This is a genomic window from Solitalea lacus (assembly GCF_022014595.1).
GTDB classification, from domain to species: domain Bacteria; phylum Bacteroidota; class Bacteroidia; order Sphingobacteriales; family Sphingobacteriaceae; genus Solitalea; species Solitalea lacus.
In genome coordinates this window covers 3,196,503-3,215,745 of the sequence record NZ_CP091740.1, presented here as the reverse complement: position 1 = coordinate 3,215,745, position 19,243 = coordinate 3,196,503, and the positions used below count along the sequence as shown (strand labels likewise).

Annotated in this window: 23 protein-coding genes; 7 read left to right on the top strand and 16 right to left on the bottom strand. The window is 36.2% G+C overall.

Annotated features, from left to right (window positions below):
- The first annotated feature begins 74 nt into the window (after nucleotides 1-74).
- Nucleotides 75-1,502 (top strand): DUF5723 family protein, encoded by a 1,428-nt coding sequence (locus tag L2B55_RS13955; protein ID WP_237846744.1) that lies wholly within the window; start codon nucleotides 75-77, stop codon nucleotides 1,500-1,502.
- 12 nt (nucleotides 1,503-1,514) lie between these two features.
- On the opposite strand, the gene tsaB is transcribed toward L2B55_RS13955, so the two are convergent.
- From tsaB to rpmH, 5 genes are all read right to left on the bottom strand, one after another.
- On the bottom strand, nucleotides 1,515-2,201 hold the full coding sequence (tsaB, locus tag L2B55_RS13950) for a tRNA (adenosine(37)-N6)-threonylcarbamoyltransferase complex dimerization subunit type 1 TsaB (protein ID WP_237846743.1): 687 nt from the start codon (nucleotides 2,199-2,201) through the stop codon (nucleotides 1,515-1,517).
- Between the two features lie 62 nt (nucleotides 2,202-2,263).
- Nucleotides 2,264-3,919: a S41 family peptidase gene (locus tag L2B55_RS13945; protein ID WP_237846742.1), complete on the bottom strand. Its 1,656-nt coding sequence runs from the start codon at nucleotides 3,917-3,919 to the stop codon at nucleotides 2,264-2,266.
- A gap of 85 nt (nucleotides 3,920-4,004) precedes the next feature.
- Nucleotides 4,005-4,229, bottom strand: coding sequence for a membrane protein insertion efficiency factor YidD (gene yidD / locus L2B55_RS13940; protein WP_237846741.1), 225 nt, complete (start codon nucleotides 4,227-4,229; stop codon nucleotides 4,005-4,007).
- The gene (locus L2B55_RS13935) at nucleotides 4,229-4,633 is read right to left on the bottom strand and encodes a ribonuclease P protein component (RefSeq protein ID WP_237846740.1); all 405 of its coding nucleotides are present in this window, start codon (nucleotides 4,631-4,633) and stop codon (nucleotides 4,229-4,231) included. The genes yidD and L2B55_RS13935 overlap by 1 nt, the downstream gene beginning before the upstream one ends.
- Nucleotides 4,634-4,722: 89 nt before the next feature.
- A complete protein-coding gene (gene rpmH, locus L2B55_RS13930) occupies nucleotides 4,723-4,881 on the bottom strand; it encodes a 50S ribosomal protein L34 (RefSeq protein WP_237846738.1) in 159 nt (52 codons plus the stop codon).
- A gap of 295 nt (nucleotides 4,882-5,176) precedes the next feature.
- Here rpmH and L2B55_RS13925 point away from each other — a divergent pair, with 295 nt between their 5' ends.
- Complete coding sequence (locus L2B55_RS13925) at nucleotides 5,177-6,007, top strand: ChaN family lipoprotein (RefSeq protein WP_237846737.1); 831 nt, start codon at nucleotides 5,177-5,179, stop codon at nucleotides 6,005-6,007.
- 60 nt (nucleotides 6,008-6,067) lie between these two features.
- On the opposite strand, the gene L2B55_RS13920 is transcribed toward L2B55_RS13925, so the two are convergent.
- Complete coding sequence (locus L2B55_RS13920; protein ID WP_237846736.1) at nucleotides 6,068-7,000, bottom strand: DUF3078 domain-containing protein; 933 nt, start codon at nucleotides 6,998-7,000, stop codon at nucleotides 6,068-6,070.
- Nucleotides 7,001-7,145: 145 nt separating this feature from the next.
- Complete coding sequence (gene mscL, locus L2B55_RS13915; protein ID WP_237846735.1) at nucleotides 7,146-7,556, bottom strand: large-conductance mechanosensitive channel protein MscL; 411 nt, start codon at nucleotides 7,554-7,556, stop codon at nucleotides 7,146-7,148.
- A gap of 385 nt (nucleotides 7,557-7,941) precedes the next feature.
- Between mscL and rpoN the strand changes: the two genes are divergently transcribed.
- Nucleotides 7,942-9,414, top strand: coding sequence for an RNA polymerase factor sigma-54 (rpoN, locus tag L2B55_RS13910; RefSeq protein ID WP_237846734.1), 1,473 nt, complete (start codon nucleotides 7,942-7,944; stop codon nucleotides 9,412-9,414).
- Between the two features lie 68 nt (nucleotides 9,415-9,482).
- Here rpoN and L2B55_RS13905 read toward each other — a convergent pair whose 3' ends face one another.
- Nucleotides 9,483-10,040: a glutathione peroxidase gene (locus tag L2B55_RS13905; protein WP_237846733.1), complete on the bottom strand. Its 558-nt coding sequence runs from the start codon at nucleotides 10,038-10,040 to the stop codon at nucleotides 9,483-9,485.
- Between the two features lie 83 nt (nucleotides 10,041-10,123).
- Between L2B55_RS13905 and L2B55_RS13900 the strand changes: the two genes are divergently transcribed.
- Nucleotides 10,124-10,567 carry a DUF2147 domain-containing protein gene (locus L2B55_RS13900; RefSeq protein ID WP_237846732.1) on the top strand — a complete coding sequence of 148 codons (444 nt, stop codon included), beginning with the start codon at nucleotides 10,124-10,126 and terminating at the stop codon, nucleotides 10,565-10,567.
- A 29-nt stretch (nucleotides 10,568-10,596) separates the two neighbouring features.
- Entirely contained in the window at nucleotides 10,597-11,490 is an 894-nt protein-coding gene (locus L2B55_RS13895) for a hypothetical protein (RefSeq protein WP_237846730.1), read from the top strand.
- 12 nt (nucleotides 11,491-11,502) lie between these two features.
- Here L2B55_RS13895 and L2B55_RS13890 read toward each other — a convergent pair whose 3' ends face one another.
- The 5 genes from L2B55_RS13890 to L2B55_RS13870 are packed head-to-tail and all read right to left on the bottom strand — an operon-like array spanning nucleotide 11,503 to nucleotide 15,090.
- Complete coding sequence (locus L2B55_RS13890) at nucleotides 11,503-11,943, bottom strand: hypothetical protein (protein ID WP_237846729.1); 441 nt, start codon at nucleotides 11,941-11,943, stop codon at nucleotides 11,503-11,505.
- A 56-nt stretch (nucleotides 11,944-11,999) separates the two neighbouring features.
- A complete protein-coding gene (locus L2B55_RS13885; protein ID WP_237846728.1) occupies nucleotides 12,000-12,599 on the bottom strand; it encodes a hypothetical protein in 600 nt (199 codons plus the stop codon).
- Between the two features lie 12 nt (nucleotides 12,600-12,611).
- The gene (locus L2B55_RS13880) at nucleotides 12,612-13,079 is read right to left on the bottom strand and encodes a hypothetical protein (protein ID WP_237846727.1); all 468 of its coding nucleotides are present in this window, start codon (nucleotides 13,077-13,079) and stop codon (nucleotides 12,612-12,614) included.
- A gap of 7 nt (nucleotides 13,080-13,086) precedes the next feature.
- A complete protein-coding gene (locus L2B55_RS13875; RefSeq protein ID WP_237846726.1) occupies nucleotides 13,087-14,403 on the bottom strand; it encodes an ABC transporter permease in 1,317 nt (438 codons plus the stop codon).
- Nucleotides 14,404-14,463: 60 nt separating this feature from the next.
- Entirely contained in the window at nucleotides 14,464-15,090 is a 627-nt protein-coding gene (locus tag L2B55_RS13870; protein ID WP_237846725.1) for an ABC transporter ATP-binding protein, read from the bottom strand.
- 152 nt (nucleotides 15,091-15,242) lie between these two features.
- Here L2B55_RS13870 and L2B55_RS13865 point away from each other — a divergent pair, with 152 nt between their 5' ends.
- Nucleotides 15,243-16,769, top strand: coding sequence for an ATP-binding cassette domain-containing protein (locus L2B55_RS13865; protein ID WP_237846724.1), 1,527 nt, complete (start codon nucleotides 15,243-15,245; stop codon nucleotides 16,767-16,769).
- A gap of 79 nt (nucleotides 16,770-16,848) precedes the next feature.
- On the top strand, nucleotides 16,849-17,361 hold the full coding sequence (locus tag L2B55_RS13860; protein WP_237846723.1) for a GNAT family N-acetyltransferase: 513 nt from the start codon (nucleotides 16,849-16,851) through the stop codon (nucleotides 17,359-17,361).
- On the opposite strand, the gene L2B55_RS13855 is transcribed toward L2B55_RS13860, so the two are convergent.
- The 3 genes from L2B55_RS13855 to L2B55_RS13845 are packed head-to-tail and all read right to left on the bottom strand — an operon-like array spanning nucleotide 17,362 to nucleotide 19,210.
- Nucleotides 17,362-17,769 carry a GNAT family N-acetyltransferase gene (locus L2B55_RS13855; protein ID WP_237846722.1) on the bottom strand — a complete coding sequence of 136 codons (408 nt, stop codon included), beginning with the start codon at nucleotides 17,767-17,769 and terminating at the stop codon, nucleotides 17,362-17,364.
- Nucleotides 17,770-17,779: 10 nt separating this feature from the next.
- Entirely contained in the window at nucleotides 17,780-18,247 is a 468-nt protein-coding gene (locus tag L2B55_RS13850; RefSeq protein WP_237846721.1) for a GNAT family N-acetyltransferase, read from the bottom strand.
- A 42-nt stretch (nucleotides 18,248-18,289) separates the two neighbouring features.
- On the bottom strand, nucleotides 18,290-19,210 hold the full coding sequence (locus tag L2B55_RS13845; protein WP_237846720.1) for a DMT family transporter: 921 nt from the start codon (nucleotides 19,208-19,210) through the stop codon (nucleotides 18,290-18,292).
- Nucleotides 19,211-19,243: the final 33 nt, after the last annotated feature.

The following is a 19,243-nucleotide window of genomic DNA, read 5'->3' as shown; positions in this document are numbered from 1 at the left end:
TTACTAGAAGATTATTAAAATATTCTAGAGTTTGGTAGTTCACAGATTTCCTATTTAAAGATTGAGTCAACCTTATGAAAAGAGTCTTTACGCTTCTTGCGGTAATAGTTTTAGGTAGCACTAATTTAATTGCCCAGCGTGTATCTGTTTTTGGAACAGGTACTTTGTTTGAATCGCTGGAAAATCCATCAACTGGCGTTTTAAATAAGAATTGTAACACATTCCAGTTCAATTGTTTTGTGCCTTCTTTTAATTTCGATGGCCGACTTTTTGGAGATGCTGATACCTTATTACGGAACTATGCATTGAATAATAGTAAGGCAATAAACAAAATAGCACCTTTTTCTAATCCTCAAAAGTTAAACTATGGAGCAGGAGTTGCCACATTTAACTGGTTGGCAGCAAAGATTTTGATCAATTATCGTAATGAATCGGAATTGTTGATAGATGTTTCTTCAAAAGCCTATGGCACAGGAGATGTGAAAAATGAAGCTATTTCTTTAGCCAATAAAGACAATATTGGTATAGGAAGTTATCCCAATCAGCTTCTTACAAACAGTTACGGAGCGGCGTATACTCAAATTGCAGTTGGTTTCAGCACATCTATAAACGACTTGCTGAGAGCTGGTGTTAAGTTAGGTTATGTTAGCGGTATAAATTACTCTGATTTAAAGTTTACCAATACACATATGGATATTCAGCAGAGTTCGAGCGCCCCGGATGAGAATTTGTTGTTTCTGAGTTTAACAGGTACATCTAAGCTTTTAGGCAGGACAGACTCCCTGGAAGCAAATCATTTTCTGCCTAATTTTAAAAATCCGGGACTGACATTTTCAGCAGGAGTAAGTGGCCGAATTAATGATGACTGGGAGGCTTCTTTGTACGTAAAGGATCTAGGATTTATAAATTGGAAAGATATCAATAGAGAAAAAATCTATGATGGAAGACGCTATGTAAATGGTGTATTTGTAAGCAAATTTACTGTTGATAGTATTGAGAAGATTCTTAAGTTTAATGATACAACTTATACAGAAAAGCACTTTAAAACCTCCTTGCCTGCCAGATTGGAAGGCGGGATTGGTAAAACGTTTCTGCCATACTTACGATCTTCATTGTTTTTTTCAATGCCCTTGCACTATTGGCAATCCGATGTAGCATTAATTAATGACTTCTTTTACAAAAACTATCATTTCATTTTACAGGCACAGTATAATACGCATAACACGTTTCAGGTTGGTACTCATTTGATGATAAAATCACCAGTGTGTGATTTTGTCTTCGGGTCTGATAATTTGCTTGGAACTATTAAACTGGCAAAGGCAGCCAATGTCAATTATGAATACTTTTACAACTCTCATACTTCTGCCAATGTAAATTTTGGTTTAGTGTTTAAGTTTGGTAAATGTTATTATTCTGAAAATGCAACCTATATTCCGATGGATGATAAACGTAAGAGCAAAACCACGCGTAAAAAGGTGCAACGTACTAAGGCCATTGAATAGCATTGTGTTAGTTTACTTTTTAGATTGAGTGCCAACAAAATCCTTTAAGTAGAACGGCTCAAAGTAAGCCACATTTTCAAAACTTTGCTGTAGGTATTTTTCATAAGCCAACGGAGCAATGTATCGGGCTGAATTATATGATTCGTTTACAAAAACTGCATTCGTAGATTGCAATGTGTTTTTACATTTTTCAGCGCCGTTGCCAAAAAACATTACTTTATGGTTAGTAAGTACATCAGCAAATGAGCTTTCATTAATTATTGATGCATTGGTTTGTAAAACTTCATTCAAATCCTGATCATAAATAGCAGTGAAAACCTCCATTCTTCTGGCATCAATCATTGGGCATAATAAAGCACTGCCATCAATAGCGAGGTTATCGTCTTTAAATCCTTTTGCCATTGCCTTTAAGGTGTTTACTGCAATTAAAGGTTTATTTAGTGCATAGCATAAACCCTTGGCGGTTGAGATGCCAATGCGCAGGCCTGTATAAGACCCAGGGCCCATGCTTACTGCAACAGCATCAAGGTCGGATGCGGAAAGACCTGCAGTTGATAATATATTTTCAATAAAAACGGTTAAAGAGCTGGCGTGAATATTCGGACTGCTTTCTTCTTTAAATCCAATTAGTTCGTTCTTATTTGATAATGCTACCGAACAACATGCCGTAGCAGTTTCTATACTTAAAATTAAAGCCATTATTAATGTAAAAAGGCGAAAGCAATAATGCTTTCGCCTCCAAAAATACTATTTTTAATCTTTTAGTTTTTAACTGCCAAGGCTGAGTTGTATTGACTGGTATTACTCAAAACTTCAATAGCCTTTTTAACATCCTTATCGCGTTTTAAAACTGATTCCACTTTCCCTTTTTGATAATAATACCTAACGGCAATTTCGTTTTCAAGTAAAGCAGTTATTTCATCTTTAAATTTCATTAAATCTGATTGCTTATCATGCTTTAATGAGCTTTTAAGCTTTTCATAATCAGGTTTGATGGCATCAAAGTATTTTTCTTTAACTGCTGCGTTTTTATAATCTTCAAGCGTTTTTTCACTTGCAGTCACATAGTCATAATCTTTATCTGATAAAAACTTCACAAAGTCACTGAAATCATTATCTGAAAACTTGAAGTCTTTAGCCGGACTTATTGTAGCATTTTTATTTCTATAAAGGGTGGCATAGTCGAAAATAAGACCTTTAGCCAATAAGCTTTGAGCAATGCTGCTTAATGAATTCTGTTCAGTTGCAAAGTCAGGGCTTACGCCTCCTCCATCATATACTTTACGTCCATTTGCAGTCTTGAATTCCTTAATTAATGAATCCGGAATTTTACCGACGCTACCATCAGGGTTTCTGTGGGTATAATCTAAAGCTTGGATACATCGTCCGCTTGGAATATAATACTTTGCTACAGTAATCTTCATTTGGGTGTTAAATGCCAGTGGACGGGTGTTTTGAACCAGTCCCTTTCCAAAGGTTCTTTGACCAACAACAACGCCTCTGTCCAGGTCTTGAATAGCACCAGAAACGATTTCTGAAGCCGAAGCAGACTGGCTATTGGTGAGCACAGCTACTGGAATAGTCAGGTCAACTGGAGTGTTAACAGTTTTATATGAGCGATTATTATCGCTAACTTTTCCTTTAGTGGTTACAATAAGTTGACCCCGGTCAACAAAAACATTGGTAACATTTACAGCTTCGTTTAATAAACCGCCCGGATTGCCTCTCAGGTCAAGAATTACAGCCTTTATATTTACATTTTTCTTTAACTCAGTTAAGGCATCTTTTACCTCATTGCCGGCATTTTGGGTAAACCCTGTAAGCTTAATATAGCCAATATGCTCATTAAGCATGCTTGAGTAAGGCACGTTCTTTATTTTAATTTCCTGGCGAGTAAGTGCTTTCTGGAACTCAGCCTTTTCACCAGGCCTCATTAAAGTTAAGTTAACTATGGTATTAGGTTGTCCCTTTAGAAAAGTGGTAATGTCTCCACTGGATTTACCTTTTACCGATTTGCCATCTACAGCCAAAATTATATCTCCGGCACGTAAGCCAGCTGTTTGAGCAGGTGAGCCTTCATAGGGTTCATTAATGATAATATCACCTTTGCGCTGCATAATGGTAGCTCCAATACCTCCATACTGACCTGTAGTCATAAATTTTACATCCTCAATCTCAGATTCGGAGTAAAAGTTCGTATAAGGATCTAATGACTTGAGCATTGCATCAATTCCCGTACGCATTAATTTGGCGGGTTCAATCTCATCAACATAGTTGGCATTCACTTCTCGGTAGAGTGCAGAGAAAATGTCGAGGTTCTTTGATATTTCAAAGAAATCATCAACAAAGGCCATCGTGCCCAGCGAACTTGCTGCAATGGCGATGGTTAAGAGCGTTTTTTTGTAGCGTTTAAACATAATTGGAAAAGATGAATCAATCTACAGCTTAAGTCTCAAAAAGTATTCCTTAGCTAAAGCTAATTATACGCAAATAAATTTAAAATTAAGGTACCGGATCATGTCCATGTCCTCCCCAAGGATGACATTTTGATATACGTTTTACGGTTAACCAGCCTCCTTTCCAAGGCCCGTGTTTGCGGATCGCTTCAACCCCATATTGAGAGCACGTAGGTGTAAATCGACAATTTTGGCCCAATAATGGTGAAATTGCATATTGATAAACCTTGATTAAGGCAATAAAAAAATGATTAAAAATAGTGTTTAACATTAATTTTTTTGAACGTTCTTAACCACTTCTTTACTTAAACGTATGAGTAGTAATTTAAGTTTTTTTTCTAACTCTACATAGGTAAAAATATCGTTGCCAACATAACTGCACATGAAAATAACGTTGATCTTTTGCACTCTTAAGGTTTTATATAAGAACTCTTCTTTATTTAAACGATAGGCTTCTCTGATTAATCGCTTTACCTTATTACGTTTGTTAGCTCGTTTAAACCGTTTTTTAGGTACACTGATTAATAATTGTGCGGGAAAATTGGCTGGAGCAGTAGGGAGGAGTGGCAGCCAAACAATACGGAATGGGTATAATAAGAAAGAAGAACCATTTTGTAGTAATTCCGCAATTTGCGTTTTGCTACATAATCGTTCTTCTTTTTTAAAAGTATTCATTGATAGTTTGAAACCGGGTTTTTTGCGGACTAAAATGGCAAATCCGAGTGTATAAACCGGCCCCACTTGGGCCTGAAGGCCTATATCAATTATGCTTTATGTCTTTTTTCGTCAGATACAGTAAGTCTTTTTCTTCCTTTTGCACGACGAGAAGCTAACACGCGACGGCCGTTAGCGCTAGCCATTCTCTCGCGGAAGCCATGTTTGTTACGTCTTTTACGTTTCGATGGTTGGTATGTTCTTTTCATCTCGTTATATTCTTAGCTGATTATAAACTATTTTAACAGGGCTGCAAATATAGACTTGTTTTTTCTCAAATCAAAATGAAATTGTAACATTCATTTTCGAAATTACTGAGGCAAACTTAATAGTCTTTAAGCTAGTTTGTTGTTCGGTTTTTAAGTATTTGTCAAATTTAATGTTAGATTGGTCTTTAATTAGCTAGTAATCAAAATAGTTTCAATGCTCAGAACCATGTTTGCAATTAAAAGATCTTTATTGTTAATAAAAGTAGGCATTGTTTGTTTTTGTGTTCAATTATTAATGTTAAAAGCAGCTGCTCAAGATTCTTCCCGTCAATTTAAAATTTACTCTACTAAGACCAAGTCATTGATTAGTCTTGATGAGTTGATACGTACTACTTCTACTGGACAAGTGATCCTGTTCGGAGAGGAACATAATGACTCGGTAGGGCATGCTGTGCAAGCAAGCTTGTTCAAAGGATTATATGCTAAATATGGTAATAAAGTAGCATTGTCAATGGAAATGTTTGAACGTGATGTTCAATTGATACTAAATGAATACTTGGCCGGATTGATTACAGAGAAAAATTTTAAGACCGATGCCAGATCATGGAAAAATTACACTGATTACAAACCTTTAATTGAGTTTGCTAAAGAAAATAAGCTCTTAGTTTTAGCTGCTAATGCACCTTCACGATATGTGAACAGGGTTTCTCGATTGGGTTTAAGTTCTCTTAATGATTTGAGCGAACAGGCCAAACAATGGTTGCCTACCTTGCCGATTGATACTTTACAAGGGGCTTATTATGATAAGTTTTTAAAAACCATGGGCAGTCATTCGATGCCCGGGGTACAAATTTATCAGTCTCAAAATTTGTGGGATGCTTCCATGGTAGAAACAATTGTGTCTTTCTTGAAAAAAAACAGTGATTATAAAGTTTTGAATCTAAATGGTCGTTTTCATAGTGATGAATTTTTAGGTACTTGTTACAGATTAAAAAAAGCAGGACTGAAAGTGGCTACCATAAGCTGTTTTGCTTATGATTTGTTTGATACCCCTGATTTTTCTAAGTTGCAGAATTTGGCTGATTATGTGATCTTGACAGACCCTAAAGTGAAAAGAACGTTTTAAAAACGGTTTAAGAAGTTAGCGTTACAGCAGCATTTGTAAATCAATGAGGGTTTGAGTTTTTTAATAATTAAATTTCAACCCTAAACTGATAATTTCTTTAAATTGTACACGCGGTCGACTAACTTCTGTAAGCACCCCGTTAACGTATTCCAATTTTTTTATCAATACTTTTTGATCGTAAATTAAACCAGTTGAAAGATTACAAGTTAAGAAGCGATTAATTTTGCATTCGAATAAAGCCTCCCAATAGGCATCAATCTTGTTTAAATCATCATAGGTAGTGAATAAATCGAGCTTGGTAGTTAGGTTGACATTTTCTATTAATTTGCCTCCAAACCTGAAGCTCGAACTCAAACCCACTTGTTGTAAGGCATTTGCTCCATGTCTAATTAATGCCCCTGTAGAGTCATACGTCGCTTTTCTGACGCCAAATGCACCCTGATCGGCTAATTCCTGGTCGAATACAAAAGTACTTCGTGAAGCAAAAGGAGAAATAAACAATGAAAGGCCTTTGTATGGCTTGTAATCCAAACCAAATGAGGCTGTTAAATACCCTGGTGCTAGAAAATTAGAAACTTTCTTTTGAGGAGCATTTTCAGAATATCTGTAACCTACAATAAATTGGCTACGCAATGACATTAAGAAAGTAGTATAAAGCCTATCCGAAGCTTTTATTCCATATTTGGAGTTAAGCTCAAAACGGTCTTCTGTTTTTCGGTAATCTTTATCTTCTATACGCTGAGTTCCGAATGCAGAGTCAAACAACGTTTCCCAGTCATCTTTGACTGACTTTCGATGGGCGGAACCTTTAAATGTTGTGATAAAAGTGAGTGCATTTTGTCCACCGGCTGCCCAATTATTAAAACTGGCCTGACTAAATTGAAAGGTATTGGTTCCTCCGAATTTCCATTTACTAATGCTATCGGTTTCTTGTGCAAATGATTTTAAGCAGGAAAGTAAAACAATAGTTAAAAGAATAACCGGTTTTCTCATGCCGGCAAAAATAAAAGAAAAAAATGGTACTCAAATTTGAGCGATGCTGATCAATGTAAAAATATAGATGCTTGAAGTTGGTTTCTGTCTGTAATATTATTGGTAATAAAAATGCCGATTGTAATACCGGCACTTTTATTATTTATTATTTGCTTTTTAATACGTCTCTTATTTCTGTTAATAAAGTTTCCGTTGGAGTAGGTGCAGCAGGAGCGGCTTCCTCTTTTTTGCGTAAGGTATTTATGGCTTTAACGGCTAAGAAAATTGCAAAGGCAATAATCATAAATTGGATAAATACCTGAATGAAATTACCGATGTTAATTGCCACCTCTGGAGAAGAAACATTTCCGGCTGCATCAAGTATAGCATCCTTTAAAACGACTTTGATTCCTTTAAAATCAAAACCGCCAATTAAGTAGCCTATTGGAGGCATAATGATATCATCAACAAGTGAGGTGACAATTTTACCAAAAGCTCCGCCAATTACCACTCCGACTGCCAAATCAATCACGTTGCCTTTCATGGCAAATTCTTTAAACTCTTTAATAAAGCCCATAGTTGTTAAGAATATTTAATATCCGTTAAATTTTTTTCTTCAATTTATTTGTATTAAGACACAAAAGCAAGAACTTAATCAAATCGATTGAAAAATGAAAAAAAATGTTTATAATTTTATAATAAATCAAAGTTATTAATTATTGTTTATTGTTGTTTTTGAGATTTATTGCTGTTGTTTGTAAGTTGTTGTAAGTGAGTTTTTTGATTACTATCTGCCCGTGGATTGATAATAATTTCAATTTAATATCGTCCTAATAATAATAATGCACTGTTTTTTTTTAATTAAATAATTGTTTTATATTTTGAACAGTGATGATTGAGGAAAATTTGTATGATTTTCCGTTTTTCAGTTTACATTTGTTTGTACAAGCAAAGCCAACACCATGCTAAAACAGAACCTACAGCAAAAGCTATTACAAAAGTTATCCCCTCAGCAGCTTCAGTTCATTAAGCTGTTGCAGATACCTACTGTAATGCTGGATGCACGAATTAAGGAAGAGTTGGAAGAGAATCCTGCTTTAGAAGATGTTAGTCTGATGGCTAATAATGAAGAAAAAGATGAATATAGTTTTGATGAAGATAGCGATGATTTTAACGAATCAGATAGCGATGTTTCAGAAGAATTTAGCATAGATGACTATATTCAGGATGATGAAGAGAAGGATTACGCAACTTCTATGGCTTATGACGGAGAAGAGGAAGATGACAAGAAAGAGCTCCCGTACGCAGAAAGCAATACCTTTTTTGAAATGCTCCAATTTCAATTAAGTTTAGTTGATTTGGATGACCGTCATTTTTTAATTGCCCAACAACTAATTGGTAGTTTGGATGATGATGGTTACCTGCGTCGGCCAATATTGTCTTTAATGGATGATTTAGCCTTTTCTCAAAATGTTGATGCTACAGTAGAAGAGGTTGAATCAATGCTCAAAATCATTCAAAGTTTTGATCCTCCGGGTATAGGTGCCAGAGATCTTCAGGAATGTTTGTTGATACAACTTCGCAAAAAGGATCAGGAAAATAGAATAGTGCAATTGGCTATCGAGATAGTTGAAAACTATCTTGAGGAATTTACTAAGAAGCACTACGAAAAATTGGAACGCTCACTAAATATTTCATCTGCTGAGCTCAAATCGGCAGTAAGTGAAATCTTAAAGCTAAACCCTAAGCCTGGTGATTCTAGTGCTGATGCCAATTCTAAGCAGCTGCAAATTATCCCTGATTTTCACATTGTTAATAATGATGGGGTGCTAATTTTAACATTAAATTCCCGTAATGCTCCTGAATTGAGGGTGAGCCGTGATTACAAGGAGATGTTTCAAACTTATGATAAGCAAACTAATAAGGATAAAAAGCTAAAAGAGGCGGTTCAATTTGTAAAGCAAAAACTTGATTCGGCAAAATGGTTTATAGATGCGATTAAGCAACGTCAGCAAACGCTTATAAAGACTATGAATGCCATTATGCATTATCAGTACGATTACTTTTTGGAGGGGGATGAACGCAAATTGAAGCCAATGATTCTTAAAGATATTGCTGATCAGATTGGGATGGATATATCAACTGTTTCTCGTGTGGCAAATAGTAAATATGTGCAAACCGAATTTGGTACGTTCTTGTTAAAGTCGTTCTTCTCAGAAGCTATTCAAACAGAAAGCGGAGAAGAGGTTTCGAACCGAGAAGTTAAGAAAATTTTGGAAGACTGTATTGGGAATGAAGATAAACATCGTCCTCTGGCAGATGAAAAGCTTGCCGAAATTCTTAAGGATAAAGGGTATAATATTGCCCGTCGTACAGTAGCTAAATACCGTGAACAGATGAATATTCCGGTTGCACGTTTACGAAAGGAGTTATAGACTTATATAACAAACCAAAGGCCTTTTCTATAATGGGAAAGGCCTTTGTCATCTTATGTCGTGAATGATTATTGCAGTAGAGAAATAATTTCCTGGTCGGTTGGTTTTACCTTTGATGGGAAAAATTTTACCAATTCCCCCTTTTCGTTGATTAGGTATTTACAAAAGTTCCAAGTAGGTTCTTGTTCATTCCAACCATTTTTAGCTTTATCTGTTAGCCATTGGTAAACAATATTTTTATCGGCACCTTTTACAGATGATTTCTCAAATAACTGAAAGCTTACGCCATAGTTTTTCTGACAAAAACCTTTTATTTCAGTGTTGGAACCAGGCTCTTGTCCTCCAAAATTGTTAGCCGGAAAGCCCAGTACCACAATCTTATTGCCATATTCATCGTTTAATTTTTCAAGATCACTGTATTGAGGAGTATATCCACATTCAGAAGCGGTATTGACAATAAGCAATTTTTTGCCTTTATATTGTTTAAAATCGATGGTTTGTCCGTCAATAGAAGTAAATTTTAAATCGTAAAAGCTCAATTTTGGTTGGGTATTTGCTTGGTTGCTTATCGCTTTGTTATTGCATGCACCAACAAATAGGGTTAAAACAATTAATAGGGTTTCCATATAAGTAATAGGTTTTATTGTCAAAATTACATAACACTCACGTTTTATTTTAGTTTTGCATTAAATAATCATTCTTTAATTTTATGAAGAAACTGTTTGCACTAACATTGATTGCCTGCTTTTTTTCGTTAGCAGGTTTTGCTCAAAGTGGAGCCGATGCTATTCTAGGAGTTTGGTTAAACAAAGATAAAGATGCTAAGATCCAAATTCTGAAAAAAGGTACTGAGTACTGGGGCAAAATTATTTGGCTTAAAAACCCTAAAGACAATAAGGGTCAAGATAAGAAGGATGATAAAAATCCGGAAGCAGCTTTAAAAAGCCGCAATATTCACGGATTGGAGATATTGAAGAGTTTTAAGTATGATTCGGGAGATGATAAATGGGCAGATGGTACCATTTATGATCCTAAAAGTGGTAAAACTTATTCATGCAAAATAACGTTAAATGATAAAAATAGCATGAATGTTCGTGGATATATCGGAGTTTCTCTAATTGGTAGAACCGACGTGTGGACACGTGCAAATTAATTTAATAATTGAACAGGAGTTTTAGAAGAATGTTATTTGAATACCGTGGAGATATGAAAGTGAAAGGGGACTTTTTAGTAGTAGCAACATTTATATTCATGTTTTTTTTGAATATAGGAGAGGTGGGTGCACAGCAAAAAACAAACCCTAAAACCCCTGTGACTAAAAAATCAACAGTTACTAAATCAACCATAAAGAAAACAGTTGTACCGGATTCTGTTAAGAAAGCGGTCAAAAAAGCTGAAAAGGATACCACTCTTTTATCAAATCAGGTTATTGGTGACTCGCTTGCTATTGCTCAAACCAAAGTTTTACCTGCAAAATCAACCACTACTGGAACCGCTAAAGGTAAAACAACCACTAAGCCAGCAGATCCGAAGTCTAAAACAGCTGCCACAACAGCCAAAAATGCAAACACTAAGGTTAAGGTTGCTCCCGATTTAATTAAAACCAATTCCATCGGAGTGCTCAGGCTGGGAATGGCTATCGATACGATCAAAAAAATATTTCCTAAAGAACGAGTTTATAGGGTATATGTTTACGATGCTAAAGATAAATATGAACAGTATCAGGTTACTGCAACCGACAAAGTAAGTCAGTTTTTATTGATAAATCCTGAATGCGATGGTGATTCGATTTGCATAATCCGTCAAATTGTAGCCAAAAGCCCTTATTTCAAAACCGACCGTAACATTAGCGTCGGGATGACTTTAGATGATCTGGTGCTTGCTTATGGCTTTCTTGATTCTCGTTGGGAAGAGGAGAATTTGATTGTTCGCAACAGAGAAGGAATCGACTTTGTGATGGATACATCAGATATTCCTAAACGGTGGTACCGTAAAATGAATTTAGATCGTTTGCCTTTACCCACCAGGATTATTGGTATTATGATTACCTCCAAAACACCACCAGTAAAATGGTAAAATTTTGTTTTACTAGTTAACCTGTACGGCTTTTTCAAGAGAAATTGGAACGTTTTCGGCTGCATTGCCATAAATCAGCTTAAATGTGCCTGAAATCATTACCGGTTTGTAGGTAAATTCGATTGCTTCGGCCATTTCAACTTCAATCATAATAGGAACTCCGTTTTTTCCACAGTAATAACATTGATTAACTGGTAAAGTAGAAAGTAAAAAACGTTTATGTTTTAAGCTTTCTTCGATGGGAATCATATATCCCTGTAATGCAACTCTTTTATTTTCCATAGCCTTAAGTTGGGGAGAAAATACCGCAACCTGTTTTTCTGAATTTACGGTATTAATTTTTAATGTTCCTATAATATCCCATACCGGAGATTTGATTAGATCGGAAACATGCTGTCCCTTTGCAGTTATTGTTGCCAGAATAAAAATTGTAGTATAGATCAGTTTTTTCATTTTGCTTTGGGTTAAATTAAATTTGGGTTGGTTTGTGAAGAGATTCTGTCAGGTATTTATTCCATTTCAGCACCCATTAGCATCAAGGCAAAGTGTTCCTCATCACGCTCATTTAATTGAAGAATTCCTTTGATAGCTATTACTTTATCGGTAAAATCGATAGGTACATTCATATGCACTTCAACCATTTCAGGTACTCCCTTAGATTTTCCACAAAAATAGCATTGATTAAGCGGTAAAACAGAAATCATAAAATGTTGTTGAATTTTACCTTGTTCTAAAGGAATTAAATAACCTTTAAGTGTAATTGTTTCACCTTCCATGGCTTTAATCTCAGGGCCAAAAATAGGGAACGTCCATTGTTCACCGTTAATAAGTTCTTTTCTGTAGGTTAGATGAGCAAGTTTAGCCCACACCTCTGTTTTAATCATGATGTGCTTTAACTCATGATTGGGAGGAGGAGTTGTGTCATTTGGAACTGGAATACCAGGAGTGATGTTTGTTAATTTTGAAGAGTTTTCAGTATTTTCCTTTGATTGATGTTCACCAGTAAAGCGCAACTGCGAAAACAATAAAATAAGTGCCAGAATGCCTATTATGTACAATAAAGCATTCCAGTTATTGGTTAGATGGGTTACTAGTTTCTGTTTCTTCATTATTTAACGTCACTAATTCACTTGTTCCGCTTGATCCAATATAATTTCCATATGGTTGGTATCATTTGTATTAAGCTTTATCTTGCCTTTTACGGTAATTGCCTTATCCGAATAAGGGATGGCTTCTGTCATAATAACCTCAACCATTGGAGGAATATTTCCTTGTCCGCAAAAGTAACATTGACTAATTGGTAATACTGAAATTGCGAAATTCTTGTGCTTTGCTCCCATTTTAAACGGAACTATGTATCCTTTTAGATCAATAGTTTTACCATTGATTGCTTTTAATCTATCACTGAAAATCGGCGCAAAATCTCCAGACTTATCCATTTTATAACTCAGGTCATTAATAATATCCCAATTGGCGGATTTAATTGCCAAGTGTTCAGGAGGCGCATCTGCTTTTTGAGCTTTTGAAGTTAACGTTGCAAAAAGCGACAGTATTATGATTAAATATTTGAATTTATTTTGGTTGTTCATTTCTTTACTATTTCTCTGCTAAAGTTTTTGATATGTCCGTTCTGTAGGCTTGAATTGCAGGGATAATGGCTGCAATAATACCAACTATGAGTCCGCCTATGATTAGCTTCCATTCGTCTTTTACAAACGCTTTTCCGGTTAGTTTGGTTTGTTCAGCCTCCTGATAGCTTCCAATAATTTCCAAAGCCCCATGCGACCATAATAAGCCGATTACTGTTGCAATAATTGCCAATAATAGTCCTTCTGTTATAATCAGCATAAATACTTTACTGCGTGGGGCGCCCATAGTACGGATTATAGCTAAATCATACTTGCGGTCTTTAAGTGAATTATACAAACTGATAAATACGCTGAAAATGGAAATAATAATAATCAATCCTGCAAACCATTGTATCGCCTTAATCCCTACACCAATCAGCGAAAATAAGCGTGCACTTTCTTGGGCGGGAGAGGCAGCCTGCATATTGGTTTCGGCATTTACAAAACGAGGAAAGGTAACTATGCTTACCGGCGATCGGTATTTGATTAGCAAAGCAGTAATTTCACGATTATCTTCAGGTTCATTTTCAATCTCGGCATGAGTATGCGGCGTTTTATCCAAAGGGGCTTCACCATGGAATTGGTCATGCACCAAATGAGACTCATCTAAGTCTTGTGCATGTTGATCTGTTGCTCCAATTTCGCCTTGAAGATGACTAGTATGTGCAGCTTCACCATGCATGCCCCAAATGCTCTCCATGGAGGTCAGCACAAGGTTGTCGACTACCGAGCCTGTCTGATTGTAAATTCCTACAACTTTATAATTATGCTCATGATGTTCTTCTCCTCCTTCACTTAAGCCGTGCGAACCATGAAACGTGTCGCCAATTTTAAGTCCTTTTACTTTGGCTACGATTGCTCCAATATTTACTTCATATAAGCCGTCGAAAGGTTTTCCACTGGCCAAACTCAATTCATATAGCTCTGCAAATTTTGCATTGGTTCCCACAATTCGAAACTGTTCATAACTATCACCCAAGCCAACAGGAACCGCCATTTTTACAGCAGGATTACGCATGATGTTTTGCGCCTGGGATAGTTTGATGTTGCCTGTAGGAAAATCAATATGATAAATACTTGAAAGTATAAGTTGTAGAGGACTACCTTTGGCCCCCACCACAACATCTACTCCCTTGGCATTATTCTCAAGTTTTTTGCCAATTTGATCAGAAACAAGCATCAGTAAGGCAATAATCCCTACACCGAAAGAAAGTAGCAATACATTGAGTAATGTAGAAAGGATATTAGCCTTTAAGTTATACCAACTTAGTTTTATTAAGTTCATTTAGTATGTTCAGATGAGGATTTAAAATTTTAAAATGCTAGTTGAAACTACTGTCATTGCTTAAAGTACATATTGTTTTGCAAAACGTTGTTTTACACGTTCGTCGTGGGTCGCAATAACCAATGTGGCACCGTTCCTGTCGGCCTGTTCTTCTAACAATTTTAATACAGCTTCTGTATTGGCATCGTCTAAACTAGAAGTGGGCTCATCTGCAATTACAATTTTAGGATGATTAACCACTGCACGGGCAATCGCAACCCGTTGCATTTGTCCCTGACTTAGTTCTGCTGGCAGTGCTTTACCTTTATCTCCCAGCCCCAATGATTTCAATACTTCCAGTGCACGTTGTTTATCCTGTTTTAAACCTGCAAAGTATTGGGCAACCATAATATTGTTTAGTACGGATAGATTTTTGATTAAATGAGGTTGTTGAAAGATGATTCCAATATTTCTTCCTCTAAAATGATCGAGGGCAGCCCCCTTTAAGTTGTAGAGGTTGGTTCCTTCAATATTCACAGTCCCTTCAGTTGGCTGTAACAGCCCGCTTATAATGTGTAATAAGGTGGTTTTTCCTGTTCCTGATCCGCCAAGCATCAGCCAGTGTTCGCCCTGGTTAATAGTCCAGTTCTTAAATTGAAGAGCTGCTGAACCGTTATATTGATGCTTTACAGCTTGTATATTAATCATTCTTTGGGGTTTAGACTTCGAAAATAAGGATCAAAAATCAGAAATTTAAGCAAATCACTGTAAAGAGCTTGTTAGGCATCGTAAGAATAGCCTGTTCGCCGATTTGAATTTGTCAAAAGCCATTACTTTTGAAGTCTTGAACTGGAAATACTATGATTACATTAATAGAAGCTCGAAACATTTCTTTGTCATTGCAACGCGACCCGGTGTTAAAAAACTGCTCATTTACTGTAAGTAGGGGCGAATGTATTGTTATTACTGGCAAATCTGGAAGCGGCAAAACCAGCCTAGGGAAGGTAATTGCCGGTCACTATCCTATAAATGAGGGTGCCTTTCAGATAAATGAGAACAGCATGCCAAGGGTATTTGTGCATCAGCAACACGATTTTCGATTTTCCTTTCACTCCAGAACCTATTTTGGGCAGCGATACGATCGTAATTATAGCTACGAATTTCCAACTGTTCAAAAAATACTGGACTTGCAGGGTGCAACAGAGGATACAGCTGCGACTATCATAAAATTGCTAAAGCTTGAGGAGAAATTAGAGCAACCGGTTATTGAGCTTTCAAATGGAGAAGGGAAACGGGTTCAGTTGGCACAAGCATTATTGTTAAAGCCAAGCTTGTTAGTTCTTGATCAGCCATTTGTGGGTTTAGATACTGAGACCCGCAAGGTGTTGCATCAGGTAATTTTTACTCTTAAAAATCAAGGTGTTACTCTGGTTATTATTAGCTCTGTTGAAGAAATTCCTGAATGTATCGACCATATTTGGATATTAGAAGATGGCGGAATTGTTCAAACGTTTAATCCCGGGAATTTTCCATTTGATATGTATCAACCGGATTTAAACAATCTGAAAGCAATTGAATGGAACGGTATTGAACAGTACACACCTATTTGTAATAATTCATTTGAATGCGCCATTCATATGGAAAACGTGTCAATTGAGTTTGACGGAAAGATGATTTTGGATGACATTTCATGGACGGTGAACCGAGGAGAACATTGGGCTTTAACAGGTCATAATGGTTCTGGAAAATCAACTTTACTTAGTCTTATAACAGGGGATAATCCTCAAGCTTATTTAAATACCATTTATTTGTTTGATAATAAGCGTGGTACAGGAGAAAGCGTTTGGGATATTAAGCGGAAAATTGGCTACGTTTCTCCTGAAATGCATAATTTTTTTCAACGTACAAGTTCCTATGTGGAAGCAATTACCAGCAGTGTAAATGATTATACCCTGAGTGGCTTCTCGCAAGAGAGCACTACTTGTTATGAAACGGTTTGCTCAGGTTTTAATGATCAGATGGGCTCTTCTGTTGAAGTAAGCTACCGACAGCAGCAACTTGCGTATAATTGGATAGAGGCAATGGAGTTGAAACATTTAATACATAAACCGTTTTACAAGGCTTCATTGGGTGAGCAAAGATTGTTGTTATTAATCCGCTCATTAGTGAAAAATCCGCCATTGTTGATTCTGGACGAACCATGTCAGGGTCTCGACAAATATCAAACTCACAGATTTGTTTCTATCGTGGATGATATTTGTAAAAACCTAGGAAAGACATTGATTTATGTTTCGCATTATGAAACTGACTTGCCAAAATGCATTGATAAGCAGTTAGTTTTAGCAAAAGGTAGAGTGTATAGTAATATGTATTGCGATGTTGTGTGATTTTAATGGGTTATCATTTAACGATTCCTATGTTTCAGATTTTTTCTAGATTGCATATGAAATAACATTATCCCAAATTATGCGCACATATACCTCAGATCGATTGGTAATTAAAGAGCTTAGTTTAACAGATGATGCTTTTACTTTTGAATTGGTCAATACACCCGGCTGGATCCGATTTATTGGAGATAAAAACATCAAAAGCTTGAAGGATGCCATAAATTATATTCAGAAAATAATTAATAGTCCGAATATTAATTATTGGGTTGTTAGTCTAAAGGAGACTTGTTTGCCAATTGGGGTTGTAACATTAATAAAACGGGATTACCTTGATCATTCCGATATTGGATTTGCTTTTCTGCCTCAATATGCCAAGAATGGTTATGCATTTGAAGCTGCTACATTAGTTTTAAGGGATGTGATTTCTAATCCATTACATACTCGAATTCTTGCTACCACATTAAAAGGTAATCTTAATTCGATTAAGCTTATAGAGCGATTAGGACTTAAATTTGAAAAAGTTATTTCTGTCGAAAATGAGTCTTTACAGTTGTATTCTGCTGAGATAAAAGATTTGGCCTTATCAAAATAACTATGTTAACTCTTTTGCATCATTTATGTAAAAACAATGTTCATACTTTGTCATCCCAATTTTGGGATAGTAATGTATAGCAGTCGGAGCGGCCAATAAAATCAGTTTGGCTAAAGGAGCCGCTAATTTGGTTTGTCTTATTAACTCTTTACCAATGCCTTGTTTTTGATATAGAATGTCTACCGCTAAATCAGATAGATAGGTACAATAGGCAAAGTCGGTTAATGAACGCGAAATGCCAATCAACTTTCCTTCGTCCCGTGCAGTAATAATTAAATTGCCAAACTCTAGCATCTTTTTCAAGCGATCGGGCTGGTCAATGGGTCTTCGTTCACCCAATGTAGAGTTAACAAGCACTGTGCTAAACTCCTCAGTCGTTAGATTGGTCTCTTGTTGATAGGTTATCATTTATAAATCGTTAAACATCAATTTCCATTTTAATATCTGAACGGGCATATCCACTATCTTCCAACGGAACTTCGATAAAACCCAGTTTATGGTACATAGTGATTGCGGGGACGAGTATTCTGTTGGAATAAAGAATCACTTTGGTAGCACCCATCTCTTTTGCTTTAGCAAGAATGGCTTTACCAAGTTTCCAGCCAATTTTTAAACCTTGATAATTTTCATCAACAGCCATTTTGGTCATCTCAAAACACTGTTGGTTTACACGTTTTAATGCTACTGTTCCAACTGGTATTCCATCAACCTCAGCCATGATTATTGTGCCGCCATGAGCAAAAATATATTGATCAGGTTTGGTTAAAACTTCTTTATCAATAGGTTCTAGGTAGAAATATTTTTCAATCCAAGCACTGTTCAATGCTTCAAATGCCTTGTAGTGAGTTGAGTTAAAATCAACAATGTTTACTGTGAGCGTTTCCATAAAGTCAAATTATTAGTAGGTAATAATTATTGCTAATATCTTTTATTCTACCGCCAATGCAGCCTGATCTGTTTTTTGTGCTTTAAATCCTTGGTTTACAAGGTAGAGTCCTGCTAAAATAATGACAGCAGAGATGCCAATAATGTTGTTTAACTTTTCATTTAAAATCAGCCAACCCATTATTACAGCAATTATCGGATTTATGTAAGCATACATTGCCACAATTGAAGTTGGTAGTTTTGAAAGTGCATAACTATAGCATGTATAGGATATTATTGAGCCCAATATCACCAAGTAAGCTAGTGCCCAAAGTCCATTTTGATCGAATTTTAAATAGGTGTAATCGTCAACAAAGGGGCTAAAAACAAATAGCATCAACCCGCCGGAAAGTGTTTGAATGCCGGAGGCAAGAAACGGACTAACTTCTTCGGAGTAGTTCCTCTTCGCAATCATAGTTCCTAATGTCCAGGAAATACTGGCAAAAACAATTACAATTATTCCAAACAAGTATTCCCTGTTTTGAAAATCGGCAAGATTATCGCTAAAAATAAGGGCCAACCCAGTAAACCCCATTAAAGTACCAATACCAATCTTCCAATTCAGTTTTTCACCGCTGTTACCAATCAGATTAATCAATATTACCCAAATAGGCATCATGGAGCAAATAATGGTGGCTAAACCACTACTAACATGTTTTACACCCCAGGCTACTACTCCGTTGCCAAATGTTATCATTAGTAAACCTGCTAATACTTGCATTCGTAATTCACTCCATTTAGGCAAGTTTCCTTTGCGGATAAAAAACACTGAGAAGAAAAATGTTGCTGCCAATAATTGTCTTACAGCCGCAAATAGAATAGGAGGGATTGACTGTATCCCAACTCTGGTTGCCAAAAATGTGGTTCCCCAAGTAACACAAATAATAGCTAGTGCTATATATGCTTTGGTCTGCGTGTTAGCCATTTCTAATTTTTTAACTTGTTCTACACAAAATTC

Excerpts from the sequence above, each read along its gene's own strand:
- L2B55_RS13955 (WP_237846744.1), top strand. The coding sequence starts at position 75 with ATGAAAAGAGTCTTTACGCTTCTTGCGGTAATAGTTTTAGGTAGCACT.
- tsaB (WP_237846743.1), bottom strand. The coding sequence starts at position 2,201 with ATGGCTTTAATTTTAAGTATAGAAACTGCTACGGCATGTTGTTCGGTA.
- L2B55_RS13945 (WP_237846742.1), bottom strand. The coding sequence starts at position 3,919 with ATGTTTAAACGCTACAAAAAAACGCTCTTAACCATCGCCATTGCAGCA.
- yidD (WP_237846741.1), bottom strand. The coding sequence starts at position 4,229 with ATGTTAAACACTATTTTTAATCATTTTTTTATTGCCTTAATCAAGGTT.
- L2B55_RS13935 (WP_237846740.1), bottom strand. The coding sequence starts at position 4,633 with ATGAATACTTTTAAAAAAGAAGAACGATTATGTAGCAAAACGCAAATT.
- rpmH (WP_237846738.1), bottom strand. The coding sequence starts at position 4,881 with ATGAAAAGAACATACCAACCATCGAAACGTAAAAGACGTAACAAACAT.
- L2B55_RS13925 (WP_237846737.1), top strand. The coding sequence starts at position 5,177 with ATGTTAAAAGCAGCTGCTCAAGATTCTTCCCGTCAATTTAAAATTTAC.
- L2B55_RS13920 (WP_237846736.1), bottom strand. The coding sequence starts at position 7,000 with ATGAGAAAACCGGTTATTCTTTTAACTATTGTTTTACTTTCCTGCTTA.
- mscL (WP_237846735.1), bottom strand. The coding sequence starts at position 7,556 with ATGGGCTTTATTAAAGAGTTTAAAGAATTTGCCATGAAAGGCAACGTG.
- rpoN (WP_237846734.1), top strand. The coding sequence starts at position 7,942 with ATGCTAAAACAGAACCTACAGCAAAAGCTATTACAAAAGTTATCCCCT.
- L2B55_RS13905 (WP_237846733.1), bottom strand. The coding sequence starts at position 10,040 with ATGGAAACCCTATTAATTGTTTTAACCCTATTTGTTGGTGCATGCAAT.
- L2B55_RS13900 (WP_237846732.1), top strand. The coding sequence starts at position 10,124 with ATGAAGAAACTGTTTGCACTAACATTGATTGCCTGCTTTTTTTCGTTA.
- L2B55_RS13895 (WP_237846730.1), top strand. The coding sequence starts at position 10,597 with ATGTTATTTGAATACCGTGGAGATATGAAAGTGAAAGGGGACTTTTTA.
- L2B55_RS13890 (WP_237846729.1), bottom strand. The coding sequence starts at position 11,943 with ATGAAAAAACTGATCTATACTACAATTTTTATTCTGGCAACAATAACT.
- L2B55_RS13885 (WP_237846728.1), bottom strand. The coding sequence starts at position 12,599 with ATGAAGAAACAGAAACTAGTAACCCATCTAACCAATAACTGGAATGCT.
- L2B55_RS13880 (WP_237846727.1), bottom strand. The coding sequence starts at position 13,079 with ATGAACAACCAAAATAAATTCAAATATTTAATCATAATACTGTCGCTT.
- L2B55_RS13875 (WP_237846726.1), bottom strand. The coding sequence starts at position 14,403 with ATGAACTTAATAAAACTAAGTTGGTATAACTTAAAGGCTAATATCCTT.
- L2B55_RS13870 (WP_237846725.1), bottom strand. The coding sequence starts at position 15,090 with ATGATTAATATACAAGCTGTAAAGCATCAATATAACGGTTCAGCAGCT.
- L2B55_RS13865 (WP_237846724.1), top strand. The coding sequence starts at position 15,243 with ATGATTACATTAATAGAAGCTCGAAACATTTCTTTGTCATTGCAACGC.
- L2B55_RS13860 (WP_237846723.1), top strand. The coding sequence starts at position 16,849 with ATGCGCACATATACCTCAGATCGATTGGTAATTAAAGAGCTTAGTTTA.
- L2B55_RS13855 (WP_237846722.1), bottom strand. The coding sequence starts at position 17,769 with ATGATAACCTATCAACAAGAGACCAATCTAACGACTGAGGAGTTTAGC.
- L2B55_RS13850 (WP_237846721.1), bottom strand. The coding sequence starts at position 18,247 with ATGGAAACGCTCACAGTAAACATTGTTGATTTTAACTCAACTCACTAC.
- L2B55_RS13845 (WP_237846720.1), bottom strand. The coding sequence starts at position 19,210 with ATGGCTAACACGCAGACCAAAGCATATATAGCACTAGCTATTATTTGT.